Origin of the sequence: Aerococcus sanguinicola (assembly GCF_001543145.1) — a bacterium.
In the GTDB taxonomy this organism is placed as follows: Bacteria; Bacillota; Bacilli; order Lactobacillales; family Aerococcaceae; genus Aerococcus; species Aerococcus sanguinicola.
The window spans coordinates 1188669-1201324 of sequence record NZ_CP014160.1; the positions used below are offsets into that span (position 1 = coordinate 1188669).

The following is a 12656-nucleotide window of genomic DNA, read 5'->3' on the forward strand; positions in this document are numbered from 1 at the left end:
AGGAAGCTTGAAAGGATGAATAATCAGTGAAATTAGAACGTTTAGATCATCAAAATAAATCAGAGCTCTCAATGATTGAAGTGGCCCACGAAATCTTAAGAGAAAGTAACCAAGTTTATGAATTTAACCACTTACTAGAAGAGGTCCAAGAGTATATGGGCTTGACTACCGATGAATTGGAACAACGGATGGTACTCTTCTACACCCAAATGAATGCTGATGGGTCCTTCATTTCACTAGGGGAAAACCGCTGGGGGCTTCGAGCTTGGTACCCTGTGGATTCTATTGATGAAGAAATTATTTCGACGATTGATGATGATGACATCAAGAAGAAACACAAACGCTCGAAGAATGTCCTCACTGCCTTGGATGAAGATGTCATTGATTACTCAGACGACGATCCAGAAGACCATGAAGTGGACGAAGATGACTATGATTATGAGGATGAAGACGAGGACGAAGAAGACGAAAGCCGGGAATTGAATGATTACCGGGCTGATCTCGACGAACTCGGCGATGATGATCCGGAAGATGAACTAGAGGACGGCCTAGAAGGCGACCTAGGGATTATTGATGATGATGATCTGGATGAGGATGAAGACGAGGACGATGACCTCTAAGTATCGGCTTCTGGATGCGATGGGCGTGATGCAAGAGTATGCTGACCATCTATTACTGGTCAGAACTTAGTTATAGGAAGCTAATTATTATTGCTAGCTTATATCAATCATGCCTATCGAATATCAAAATATAATAATTTCGACTTGACTCGAAAGCTTTTTTGCCTTAGAATTTTCTATGGGCACTTTAAGAACGATAGTGAGTGAGCTCCTATTCCAATTGCGGAATGGGAGTTTTTTTGTTTTTTGTCCTGGAGTGTTCGCCTCAATTTATGGGAAAGGTTGGACAAAAAAATGACACAAGAAACTAAGTATATCTTCGTAACGGGAGGCGTTGTTTCATCAATCGGTAAGGGGCTCTTGGCGGCTTCGCTGGGGCGGCTCTTAAAGAACAAGGGCTTGGCTGTGACCCTGCAGAAATTTGATCCTTATATCAATGTTGATCCAGGGACGATGAGCCCCTACCAGCATGGGGAGGTCTATGTGCTCGATGATGGGACGGAGACGGACCTGGACTTGGGCCACTACGAACGCTTGACGGATAGTCCCTTGAACCAATATTCTAATGTGACGACGGGCAAGATCTACTCCGAAGTGCTAGCCAAGGAGCGCCGGGGAGATTATCTGGGGGCGACGGTCCAGGTGATTCCCCATATTACGGATGCCATTAAGGAGAAGGTCCTGCGGGCAGGCCATTCGACCCAGGCAGATGTGGTGATTACGGAGATTGGAGGGACCGTGGGCGATATCGAGTCCCAGCCTTTTATGGAAGCTATCCGTCAGCTGAAAAAAGACCTAGGCGCCAAGAATACCTGCTATCTCCATACCACCCTCCTGCCTTACCTGGAAGCAGCAGGGGAGCTGAAGACCAAACCTACCCAGCATTCAGTGAAGGAATTGCGGAGTCTGGGTATCCAGGCCGACTTCTTAATTGTCCGCAGCCAGCTGGCCATGCCAGAAGGAATGCGGGCCAAGCTCTCCCGCTTCTGCGATGTAGAAGAAGACCATATTATCGAAAACCGGGATGTGGAAACTATCTACGCCCTGCCGCTTGCCCTCAAGGCCCAGGGGCTAGACGATAAGGTCTGCCAGGCCCTAGCTCTGACTGGCCTGCCTGAAGCCGACATGACCAGCTGGACCCAGCTCGTGGACCGGGTGGTAACGGTTAAGGACAAAGTAAAAATCGCCTTGGTCGGCAAGTATATCGCCTTGCCCGATGCCTATCTTTCTGTAGCGGAAGCCCTCCGCCATGCAGGCTACCAGGAAGGCCTAGAAGTGGACATTGACTGGGTAGACGCGGAAAGCTTAAGTCCTGGCCAGGTCCACCAAGCCTTGGCCGGGGCGGATGGTATCCTGGTGCCCGGAGGTTTTGGTAGTCGGGGGATTGAGGGGAAGATCCGCGCCATCCAATACGCCCGCGAAGAAGGGGTAGCTTTCTTAGGGATTTGTCTGGGCATGCAGCTAGCTTGTGTGGAATTTGCCCGCCATGTCTGCGGCTTAGCCAAAGCCCAGTCTTCTGAGATTGATAGCCAGACGCCTGACCCTGTGATTAGCTTGATGGCCGACCAAGTGGGGCAGGCAGAGCTCGGTGCCAGCCAGCATTTGGGTGCCTATCCCTGCCACTTGCTTGAGGGCAGCCTGGCCCAGTCCCTCTACGGCCAAGCAGAGATCAAGGAGCGCCACCGCCACCGCTATGAATTCAATAATGCCTACCGTGACCAATTGGCAGCAGCTGGGCTCAAGTTCTCTGGCCTTTCGCCTGACGGGCGCCTGGTTGAAATCGTGGAATTGCCCGACCATCCCTTCTTTATCGCCAGCCAGTTCCACCCTGAATTCTTATCCCGTCCGGACCGTCCCCATCCGCTCTTTATGGGCTTGGTCCGGGCAGCTAAAGGACATTAATTGTTCTTTTATCGATGAAAAACTTTCAACTTTAAACTTTTCTTAAAAACTTCGATTGGGGCTGTCAAACGACTGAATATCCGTTATAATGTTAACTTGAGAAGATAGTAATTTTTTTAATTTTATCGATAGAATACTTGCGCCTGATCGAAAGCTCACTTAGCGGGGACCGGTTGGGGACGAAAGGAATGCAAAATGAAAAAGTTTATCATAAATGGTGGTAAACCGTTAAAGGGAGAAGTTTTAGTTAGCGGTGCTAAGAATAGTACGGTCGCTTTGATTCCTGCTGCTATTATGGGGAATAGCCCAGTCAGTTTAGACGGTGTGCCAGACATTGCTGACGTAAAGGCCCTTATTGAAATTTTGGAAGATTTTAACTGTGAAGTTTCTTTTGAGAACAACCATTTAGTCATTGATCCAGAGCATATGGTCAATATTCCGATGCCGGAAGGAAAAATCCAGAGTCTTCGGGCATCCTATTATTTTATGGGCGCTTTATTAGCTAAGTATGGGGAAGGGGTAGTTGGCTTGCCAGGGGGCTGTTCCATCGGTCCGCGTCCAATCGACCTCCATATTAAGGGCTTCGAAGCATTGGGAGTAGTGATTGAGAACCAACAAGGGGCGATTCACTTCTCCACCCCTAACGGCCTCCATGGGGCAGAGATCTATATGGATGTGGTGAGTGTGGGCGCAACTATCAATGTCATGCTGGCTGCAACCATGGCTAAGGGCAAGACGACCACCGAGAATGCGGCCCGCGAACCGGAGATCATCGATGTGGTCTCCCTGCTCAATAAGATGGGGGCTAAGATCAAGGGAGCGGGGACTTCTACCATCCGGATTGAAGGGGTGGATGAGCTGACAGGGACCAACCATCAGATCATTCCCGATCGGATCGAGGCCGGGACCTATCTGACCGCAGCTGCTGCTATCGGCCAAGGGGTTACTGTGAAGAATGTGATCTTCGAACATATCGAAGGTTTTGTCGCTAAGATGGGGGAAATGGGTGTACAAATGGATATCTATGAAGATGAGATCTATGTTCATCCCGCCCAAGAGGACCTGGCTATGGTCAGCATTAAGACCATGCCTTATCCAGGTTTTGCGACCGACCTCCAGCAGCCTATCACGCCGCTTTTACTCAAGGCACAAGGTGAGGGAACCATCGAAGACACGATTTATCCTAAGCGTATCAAGCACATTCCTGAACTCGTCCGCATGGGCGCCCAGGCCAAGGTTCTTAATGACCAGATCCACCTCTCTGGGCCATCTTGTCTCCGGGGTGCAGAAGTGACTGCTTCTGACTTACGGGCAGGGGCCTGCTTGATTAATGCCGCCCTGATGGCAGAAGGCCGTACAGATCTTTATGGTGCTGAGCATATCCTGAGAGGCTACGACAAAATTGCTGACAAGCTCCAACACCTGGGCGCTGATATCGAATTAGTCGAAGAATAGAAAAAATAAAAAATCCCATTGCATTGGCTAATGGGATGTGGTAACATATCAATGTTATGTCAAAATAATCTCTGGCTAGCAGATAGCCAGGGCGCAAAGGAGAGAAAGAATAATGAAACAAGGCATCCATCCAGACTACCAACCCGTTGTATTTATGGATACAACAACAGGTTTTAAATTCTTATCTGGCTCAACTCGTGGGTCAAGCGAAACCGTTGAATGGGAAGATGGGAACACTTACCCATTGATCCGTGTTGAAATCTCATCAGATTCACACCCATTCTATACTGGCCGCCAAAAATTCACGCAAGCCGATGGTCGTGTGGACCGCTTCAACAAGAAATACGGTTTTGCAGACAAAAATGCTTAAGAAATGGTCTCTTGACCAAGCAGAGCAGCTCAATCGAGCTGCTCTTTTTTTCGCCTTATGGGTAAGTTTCTGATAGGATAGGGGAGAAGCCGGTAAAAACATCAAATCTATCTGTTTTTTCTTAATAGAGGGGGAACTGAGCAGGGCTGACCTTTTACTTGGCTTTTGGCTCTATGGGGGCTGAACGTTTGACCGCCTCTTGGAGTTGCTGGATATAGGCTTGGCCGATAGGGTTGAGGGGGTGGAAGTTGTGGGTGATGTAACCAATCTCAATCGCTTCCTCACAAGCTAAGGGCTTGGCCAGGATGTCGCCACCATTGAGGTCGGAATTAATAATCCCTGAGCAGATGGTGTAGCCGTCCAGACCGATCAGTAGGTTGAAGAGGGTGGCCCGGTCAGATACAATAATTGATTTGTCTGCCACATGGTCGGCCAGGACCTCCTCCCAATAATAGAAAGAATTGTGGACGCCTTGTTCGTAGCTGAGCTTAGGATAGGGGGCCAGGTCGTCCAAGGTCAGCTGGTCGCAGTTGGCTAGGGGGTGGTTGGCGTAGATGAAGACGTGGGGCTCCGCTTGCATAAGGGGCGTAAAGCTAAGGTCGCGTTCGGCTAGGGCATTGGCGATGACTTGCTGGTTGAAACGGCTGCGGTAGAGGACACCGATTTCAGAACGTTGGTTGGCGACATCTTCAATTACCTCATAGGTCCGGGATTCCTTGAGGGTCGCCTGGTACTTGGGGTAGGAGTTCTCCTTGAGCAGACGGACGAAGGCATCTACGACGAAGGCATAGTGCTGGGCTGATACGCTAAAGATTCGCCGGGGTCGTTCGCTTTCCTGGTAGCGGGTCTTAAGCAGGTCGACCTGGGCAAGAATTTGTTGGGCATAAGTGAGGAAGTCTTCTCCCGCTTCTGTCAACATAGCTCCTTTCTTGCTTCGCTTGAAGAGTTGGACTTCCATTTCCTGCTCTAATTCCTTGATGGCGTTGGAGAGAGAGGGTTGGGAGAGATAGAGGGCCTTGGCTGCCTGGGTAATGGAACCCGTCTCGGCCACCTTGCTGAGGTATTGTAATTGTTCGATGCGCATAGGAAATCCCTTCACTTTCTGTTTTGATCCATTATAGCGAAAGTTAGATTCTGTGATTAGAGTTTAAATAAAGAACAAAAATTGGTTTCTCTTATGATAAATTAGGCTTAAGTATTTCTAAAGTGTTCAGTAATGTATTTTTTGACTGGAACAAATTTGCTCTTATTTTTTCGGCCGATTCTTGCAGAATGAAAGCTTCTTATTCTTTTGGTTTGGACCATTTGTAGCTTTCAAAAGCCTATCATGTCAGGCTTTAAGGGAAGGGAATAGATGAAGAGAAAATCAGATTGCTAGCCAGGCAATGGAGCTAGGAGGCAGCTTTATAAGAGGCAAAAAAGCGCTATGCTAAAGACTTTTCAGTAAGACTTTTCGTTCTTAAAGAAATTCTTGACGAATGAACAACAGAGGAATATGTTATATTATCGATTAGATATAAGTCAAGAAAGTTATAAGTGGAATAAATATAGAAGAGGTATTGAGTAATGATTGAAATGAAGGATATTGAATACGTAAAAGCCATCCATGAGCATAGTACCCTGACTAAGGCTGCGGAGAGTTTATTTATTACCCAACCCTCCCTTAGTATGTACATCAAGAATATGGAAGAGCGTTTGGGCTACCATCTCTTCCAACGGGTTGGTAAACGTCTCGTTCTCAACTATGCCGGGGAAGAGTTCGTGAAGTATGGCAATGACATCTTAACCATGCGTGATGAGCTGGAGATGACCATGCAGACCATTAAAGATAAGAACTATGGCCGGATTCGCATTGGGATCCCTCTTATTCGCGGCTCTTATCTCATGCCACCCGTACTGCCCGAGTATGAGAAGCTCTACCCACGGGTTGAAGTTCAGCTGGTTGAAGAGACAGCAACTATTTTGGAAGATCGGATTATGAATGGCGATTGCGACATTATCATCATTAATGCCAGCAATGAGAATGCCAACCTGACCTATGACAAGATTGGAACAGAAGAAATCCTCGTGGCGGTTCCACACGACCACCCGGCTGTTGCAACGGCTGTAGAGAATCCTGATTCCAAATATCCTAAGATCGACTTAGAAGAATTGAAGGATGACCGCTTCATTATTTCTACCAACGACACCAAGATCAGCCGGGAGATGGATAAGCTCTTCAGCCAGGAACACTTCCATCCTGCGCGCACCATCAAGACCAATAATATTCAAACAGCTGTTAATTTAACCATCCGGGGTTATGGGGTTTCCTTAGTTTATGAGAACCACTACCGCAACCTAAACCTCAAGCATGACAATGCGCCTAAACTCTTCTCCTTCTCTAGCCCAAGCTCTAAGTCAGATGTGATTATTGCCTACCGTAAGGGGATGCCGTTGCCTAAGTATATGGAAGATTTTATCGAATTAGCTAAGAAATTTTTTTCTACAGCCCTGCAGTTTAATTAATTTTTAAACTTTTTATAAGTAATATGACTTGTCATCCCCAGGGAAAACTAAGATAATAGCTCTATAGTAAACGATTTAGGGGGGCAAGTATGCGTCATCATCTTATACGTCTCTTGGGAGTGGTCCTGATTGTGATTGGGCTCTTCTTCCTAGGCCAGCACTATATTAGTGGCTATCAGATCCAACAGAATCAAAATGACGTTGCCATTGAGAATATGACGGCTGATCAGTTGAAGGATAACCAGACTAAGGAGGCAGTCTTCGACCATAGCGAGATCCGCAATGTGAGCGAGAAGGAAGTCCGTGAATCGCGGGAACGGATCAAGAATGGTTATGCGGACGTGAATGTTATTGGAGCTCTGGCTATGCCGGATGCCGATGTTAAGGTCTCCATTATGAAGGGCTTAAGTGAGGACGTCCTCCTGTCAGGAGCGGGTACCTTCTACCCTGAACAGAAGATGGGGGAAGGCAACTACCCATTAGCTAGTCACAATATGAATGTGGTCCAAAAAGGCCTCTTGCTCTCACCGATTGTCGACAAGGCTCAAGTAGGGCAAAAGATCTACATGACCGATTTAGAAAAAATCTATATCTATGACACCTTCTTTGTCGAAGATGTGCCACCAACCCGGGTTGACTTGGTTGATCCTAATCTCTTGGATCCTGAGACCCAAAAGCCGATTATTACGCTGATGACCTGTACGGATGATGCGACCGAACGGCGGATTGTCCAGGGACGTCTTGTGGAGACCCAGGACTTCAGCCAGGCCAGTCCCGACTTATTAGCGCTCTTTGAGAAGGACTAGTTCAATCTTTAGCCTCAGCTTAGCTGGGGCTTTTTTGTTATAGATTATATTGTGCAAGTGAGCATCCGTTCCACTTTTGAATTGGATCATTAAAAAGCCGTGGCACCGGTTCGGGCCAAGGTCCCTCACCTAGCGAGCTTCAAACGGCTAGTACGGCTAATCGCCTACTATCCCTAATTCACAACGCTTGCTTGGTCACGGCTAATGATCAAATTCAAAGCTCCACTCCTGCTCACAAACAATTGATAGAGACTTTTTGATTATTAAGCGCTGAAATAAAAAATTAGAGAACCCATGTTTTCCCCTTTTGAATTTGATCATTAAAAAGCCGTGGATTTAAATATAAGGAAGGTGAAAGCAGCCCCAGTCGACCTGTAAACATCAACTGGGGCTGCTTTTGTTTTTTCTAGCTTTCTTTTCCTAATAGGTCCTCAAAGCCTTTGGGCAGGAGGGGGCGGAAGTAGTCGGTTTGGAAGTCGAGGGCTTCTTTGGCTACGGCGGCTAGGCGGAAGTCCTGGGACTGGAGGAAGTGGCGGATCCAGTGGAAGTACCAGGTCTTGTCGGCTTGCCCTTGGAATTCTTCGAAGAGTCGGGCCAGTTGCTCGGGGCGCTGGACGGCGATAAAGGCGGCATTGGCCCGGTGGTAGGTTCGCATAGGAGGGGCCGGCAGGGCAAAGCCCCGGGATTCGAAATGTTGGATAAAGTAAGCAAAATTAGGGGCGAGGTCCATCCACTGGTCAGTTTCCAGGTCCCGGTAGCGGACGCTAGGGGTTTTGGCTAGGCCGCGCTGGTCACGGTCTCGCTTGTCATGGGGGTCATAGTCCAGGAAGACAAGACGGTCGCCGTCTTCGTAGATAATCAGGCTGCTTTCGGGCAGGCTATCCCGGTGGTTGAACTGGTCTTGGAAGGCCAGGCTAGGAATGAGATATTCCTTATGAACAGCTTGGGGAAGCAAGCCGGCCAGGTAAGGGATATAAACGGCGCTTAGTGAATCTGAAGTTGGGGCAGAGGTGGGATAGTAAGATTTTGAGGTATAGCCGCCATTCTGTTGGGTGAGGAGTTGGTGGTAGCCAAGCGGCAGGTCCTCTACCATAATCTCCCCGTAGAGGGGGCTAGTGGGTAGGTAGGTGAGTTGTTGTTTTTGGAAGGCTAGGCCAATCAGATGCATGTTCTTCGCTCCTTTAAATACGTACAGTCCCTCCCATCTTAATATAAGCAGCTAAAGAAAGTAAAGCTTGAGATCTAGTTTGGCCTGTGTTTTTAGGCTTTTTAGTTAAAGCTTATAGTTTTTTGTGGGGGGAATATGCTATCATTAAGGGGTATGATAAGGAGGTGGGGACGTGATTGAGAATTATATTTATATCTTAGTAGATGAGGTATCCAACCATGTGTTATCGCGCGGTTTGGGCCTGGCCTACTTGCAGCGCAGTATGAAGAAGAAGCCGCAGAACTTACTGATTCTATCTTGCCAAAAAGATTATGGCCAAGCGGATGACCATACGCATTTTAAGCTCATCCGGGGCGAACGGAGTGTCCAAGATTTCTTAAGTGGGCAGAGTCGCTTAGCTTTTCCAGATACCAAGTGGGTGGATTATTATTCCCAAGAACTCCTGCACCAGCTAACACCAGGTGAAATTGCAGAGTTATTATATCTAGGCCATGTGAACCGCCACCTGCACTCGCCATTCTTCTATAAGTTGCAAAATAATTATGTCTTCCTGCCCATGGCCAATGGGATCTTGAAGACTTACTACCGGGATGTCAAGGAGTTTTACTTCCAGCTGGCTAATGTGATTCGCGACAAGCTCTTGGCCCAACGCCCTGAGCGCCGTTCTTTGTTCGGCTGGCGGTCACATAATCTGGGCGAAGAGGCGAAGATTCCTTTGCCTCCCATGGCAGTCATGCAGGAAATCCGTCCGCTTTTAACGGAAGGGGTTATCTTTGACTTTAGTCAGCTCACTTGGCGGGAGGACCAGGCGATGGCGATCCCTCTCCTGTTAGCAGAAGACCAAGTTGATGATATTCTTCAACGCAAGCAAACCGTTCTTTTAGCTAAATTAAGCTACTCAATGAAAGATAAAAAATGGGCATTTGAGCGCATCGCGGATGCCAACCTATTTGGAGGTTAAATTATGAGAATTGTACTACTTTATGGTGGGGACAGCGCGGAGCATGATATATCCGTCTTAACGGCTGCTTCCATCCTCAAACATTTGGATTATAAGAAGCACCAAGTTCAGCCTGTCTTTATTGACCGGGAGGGGCAGTGGATTGCTGGTGAGCTGCTTGAAGAATATAGCCTCAGTGAGGATAGCATCCTCTATCTCGAGGCCAGCGACCAACAACACTTCTACCGCCAAGGTGAAGCTGAAATTTCCCAAGGGCTGGCTGTTGTTCCGACCGATGTTTTGACCAAGGATAGCCTGGCCTTCCCCGCCTTGCATGGACCGAATGGGGAAGATGGTACAATCCAAGGCCTTTTTGAAGCACTGAATGTCCCTTATACCGGGGCAGGTGTCCTTGCTTCAGCGGCTGGTATGGATAAGATTATCTCCAAGCAGCTCTTCCAACAAGCTCAGATCCCTCAGGTGCCTTTTGTTGCCCTGACTAGCTACCAGTATGAGACCGAGCGCAGCGAAGTAATTGCCCGCATTGAGGGGCAGTTAGTCTATCCTGTCTTTATCAAACCTGCCAATATGGGCTCTAGCGTAGGAATTACCCAGGCCCAGGACCGGGATGCCTTGCTCCAAGGCCTAGAGACAGCCTTCCATTATGATACCCGGGTGGTGGTTGAACAAGGGATTGAAGCTCGGGAAATCGAGGTGGCTGTCCTCGGGAATGAAGAGGTTCAGGTCAGCCAACCTGGTGAGATTGTCAAGGACCAAGGTTTCTACGACTATGAAGAGAAGTATATTAACAACAGCATCGAGATGGCGATTCCAGCCGACCTCCCAGAGGAAAGCGCCCAGGCTATCCAAGCCTACGCCAAGAAGGCCTATTTAGCTATTGATGGTTCAGGCCTCACCCGCTGTGACTTCTTCGTGACCCACAACATGGATATCTATATCAACGAGGTCAACACCATGCCTGGTTTCACCCAATTTAGTATGTATCCCTCTCTCTGGGCAGCTTCAGGCTTGTCTTATGAAGACTTGCTCGAGAAATTACTTAAGCTGGCCCTAGAGCGCTTTAATAAAAAACAAGGACTAGCCAACCAATAGGATGTGTGCCATGAAAAAATTAGCCTTAAATGAAATTGCTAAAGCTGTCCAAGGACAGGTCCAAGCAGAAGACCCCGACGCGGTCTGGCTTGACCATGTTGTTTTTGATGCTAGACAGGCCCAGCCCGGAAGCCTCTTTGTTCCCTTAAGCGGGCAACGCGATGGCCATGACTTTGCCCAGCAAGCCCTAGACAATGGGGCGGTGGCTGCCTTTTGGTCCAAGGATCCGGCCCAGGCTCCTGCTGGCCTGGCTTTGATCCAAGTGTCGGACACCCTGGCAGCCCTCCACGATTTGGCAGCTTACTACTTGTCTTTAATCCAACCCAAAGTCGTGGCGATTACAGGGTCTTCCGGTAAGACGACCACCAAGGACATGACAGCAGCTTGCCTATCGGTGGCTTACCGGGTCCATAAGACCCAAGGCAATTATAATAATGAAATTGGCGTTCCGATTACTATTCTCGAGATGCCAGAAGAAACGGAAGTCCTTGTTTTAGAGATGGGGATGTCTAATTTTGGTGAAATCCGAGAATTGAGTCTCCTGGCCCAGCCCGACCTGGCTGTGATTACCATGATTGGGGAGGACCACCTGGAATTTCTGAAGACCAAGGCCAATATCGCCAAGGCCAAGCTTGAAATTTTGGACGGTTTAAAAGAAGGAGGCAGCTTCATCTATCCTGGTGAGGAAGACTTGATTACTTCCCAATTAGGCAATATCCGAGAAGATATCGAGACTCTATCAGTCGGTTTAACGGAAAACCAGGATGTTTATGCCCTGGATATTATTGTAGACCAGTACCAGACCCAGTTCAGCAGTAACCTTTCTCCAACGGTTCAGTTGACAATTCCGGTTTCGGGCCGTTATAATGTTGTGAATGCCTTAGATGCCTGTGCGGTCTCTTACCGCCTGGGCCTGTCGATTGAACAAATCCAGGATGCCCTGGCTAATTTCCAAATGACGGCCAATCGGACAGCCTGGATCGAAGGCATTAATGAGAGTCAAGTGCTGGATGATACTTACAATGCTAGCCCTTCAGCGATGAAGGCTGTAATTAGTAACTTCGTTCAAGTTCCGCGGGCAGGTGATGCCCAACAGGGACGCAAGCTCTATGTGCTGGCTGACATGTTAGAATTAGGCCCAGATGCAGGCCAGCTCCATGCCAGCGTAGCAGAGGTCTTGGCCCTTGAAGACCAGGACCAGGTCTTACTCTATGGCTTGGAGATGGAAGCCCTCTATGAGCGCCTCCTAGCTGCCGGTCAAGCCCGGCCAGACCAGGTGCATTATTTTAAAGAAGATAAAGCGGCCCTCATTGCTTGGTTGGAAAACCATACCCGCCACTATGACCAGATTCTGGTGAAGGGGAGCCATGGGATGGGACTTCTGGAAGTAGTTGAAGCCCTCCGCCGCCCAGATATAGAAAGCCAAGCTAAAGAAGATTAGCTCAGCAGCCTCTGTCTCGCCACACAGCCCTCGACAAGCTGCCCAAAGAAAACAGTCGACTGGTCGGCTGTTTTTTTAACTAATATTAACTTAATAATTTTTGACATGTGTACTGATTTGACAAATTGTATTGATAAGCATTCGTTGCGCTGTTGAATTTGCCCCTTAAAAAGCCATGGCACCGGTTCGGGCCAAGGTCCCTCACCTAGCGAGCTTCAAAGGGCTAGTACGGCTAGCGCCTACTATCCCTAATTCACATCGCTTGCTTATTCATGGCTAAGGGACAACTTCAACGCTCCACTATTGCTTAAAAGTAATTTGTTGAATTAATAATTT

At 48.2% G+C, this 12656-nt stretch carries 11 protein-coding genes; 9 read left to right on the top strand and 2 right to left on the bottom strand.

Features of this window, described 5'->3' with window-relative positions; all coding sequences use genetic code 11:
* The first annotated feature begins 26 nt into the window (after positions 1 to 26).
* The 4 genes from rpoE to AWM72_RS05310 all read left to right on the top strand — a co-directional run bounded on the left by rpoE (position 27) and on the right by AWM72_RS05310 (position 4347).
* Positions 27 to 620: a DNA-directed RNA polymerase subunit delta gene (gene rpoE / locus AWM72_RS05295; protein ID WP_067974358.1), complete on the top strand. Its 594-nt coding sequence runs from the start codon at positions 27 to 29 to the stop codon at positions 618 to 620.
* 294 nt (positions 621 to 914) lie between these two features.
* The gene (locus tag AWM72_RS05300) at positions 915 to 2522 is read left to right on the top strand and encodes a CTP synthase (protein WP_067974361.1); all 1608 of its coding nucleotides are present in this window, start codon (positions 915 to 917) and stop codon (positions 2520 to 2522) included.
* A gap of 195 nt (positions 2523 to 2717) precedes the next feature.
* On the top strand, positions 2718 to 3977 hold the full coding sequence (locus AWM72_RS05305) for a UDP-N-acetylglucosamine 1-carboxyvinyltransferase (protein WP_067974364.1): 1260 nt from the start codon (positions 2718 to 2720) through the stop codon (positions 3975 to 3977).
* A 112-nt stretch (positions 3978 to 4089) separates the two neighbouring features.
* Positions 4090 to 4347, top strand: a complete 258-nt coding sequence (locus tag AWM72_RS05310; RefSeq protein WP_067974368.1) for a type B 50S ribosomal protein L31 — start codon at positions 4090 to 4092, stop codon at positions 4345 to 4347.
* Between the two features lie 154 nt (positions 4348 to 4501).
* Here the strand turns inward: AWM72_RS05310 and AWM72_RS05315 are convergent, their stop codons facing one another.
* Positions 4502 to 5431 (bottom strand): LysR family transcriptional regulator, encoded by a 930-nt coding sequence (locus tag AWM72_RS05315; RefSeq protein WP_067974371.1) that lies wholly within the window; start codon positions 5429 to 5431, stop codon positions 4502 to 4504.
* Between the two features lie 482 nt (positions 5432 to 5913).
* Here AWM72_RS05315 and AWM72_RS05320 point away from each other — a divergent pair, with 482 nt between their 5' ends.
* Positions 5914 to 6852, top strand: coding sequence for a LysR family transcriptional regulator (locus tag AWM72_RS05320; protein WP_067974374.1), 939 nt, complete (start codon positions 5914 to 5916; stop codon positions 6850 to 6852).
* Between the two features lie 89 nt (positions 6853 to 6941).
* On the top strand, positions 6942 to 7658 hold the full coding sequence (locus tag AWM72_RS05325; protein ID WP_067974377.1) for a class A sortase: 717 nt from the start codon (positions 6942 to 6944) through the stop codon (positions 7656 to 7658).
* A gap of 406 nt (positions 7659 to 8064) precedes the next feature.
* Here AWM72_RS05325 and AWM72_RS05330 read toward each other — a convergent pair whose 3' ends face one another.
* A complete protein-coding gene (locus AWM72_RS05330) occupies positions 8065 to 8826 on the bottom strand; it encodes an SMI1/KNR4 family protein (protein WP_067974380.1) in 762 nt (253 codons plus the stop codon).
* 172 nt (positions 8827 to 8998) lie between these two features.
* On the opposite strand from AWM72_RS05330, the gene AWM72_RS05335 reads away from it, so the two are divergent.
* Genes AWM72_RS05335 through AWM72_RS05345 form a run of 3 tightly spaced genes read left to right on the top strand, consistent with a single transcriptional unit; the run spans position 8999 to position 12320 of the window.
* A complete protein-coding gene (locus tag AWM72_RS05335) occupies positions 8999 to 9787 on the top strand; it encodes a hypothetical protein (RefSeq protein WP_067974384.1) in 789 nt (262 codons plus the stop codon).
* 3 nt (positions 9788 to 9790) lie between these two features.
* Entirely contained in the window at positions 9791 to 10879 is a 1089-nt protein-coding gene (locus AWM72_RS05340; RefSeq protein WP_067974388.1) for a D-alanine--D-alanine ligase, read from the top strand.
* A 10-nt stretch (positions 10880 to 10889) separates the two neighbouring features.
* Positions 10890 to 12320 carry a UDP-N-acetylmuramoyl-tripeptide--D-alanyl-D-alanine ligase gene (locus AWM72_RS05345; protein WP_067974392.1) on the top strand — a complete coding sequence of 477 codons (1431 nt, stop codon included), beginning with the start codon at positions 10890 to 10892 and terminating at the stop codon, positions 12318 to 12320.
* Positions 12321 to 12656: the final 336 nt, after the last annotated feature.

Bases quoted from the DNA above. Each gene is read 5' to 3' on its own strand.
- AWM72_RS05300 (WP_067974361.1), top strand. From the start codon at position 915: ATGACACAAGAAACTAAGTATATCTTCGTAACGGGAGGCGTTGTTTCA.
- AWM72_RS05305 (WP_067974364.1), top strand. From the start codon at position 2,718: ATGAAAAAGTTTATCATAAATGGTGGTAAACCGTTAAAGGGAGAAGTT.
- AWM72_RS05310 (WP_067974368.1), top strand. From the start codon at position 4,090: ATGAAACAAGGCATCCATCCAGACTACCAACCCGTTGTATTTATGGAT.
- AWM72_RS05315 (WP_067974371.1), bottom strand. From the start codon at position 5,431: ATGCGCATCGAACAATTACAATACCTCAGCAAGGTGGCCGAGACGGGT.
- AWM72_RS05320 (WP_067974374.1), top strand. From the start codon at position 5,914: ATGATTGAAATGAAGGATATTGAATACGTAAAAGCCATCCATGAGCAT.
- AWM72_RS05325 (WP_067974377.1), top strand. From the start codon at position 6,942: ATGCGTCATCATCTTATACGTCTCTTGGGAGTGGTCCTGATTGTGATT.
- AWM72_RS05330 (WP_067974380.1), bottom strand. From the start codon at position 8,826: ATGCATCTGATTGGCCTAGCCTTCCAAAAACAACAACTCACCTACCTA.
- AWM72_RS05340 (WP_067974388.1), top strand. From the start codon at position 9,791: ATGAGAATTGTACTACTTTATGGTGGGGACAGCGCGGAGCATGATATA.
- AWM72_RS05345 (WP_067974392.1), top strand. From the start codon at position 10,890: ATGAAAAAATTAGCCTTAAATGAAATTGCTAAAGCTGTCCAAGGACAG.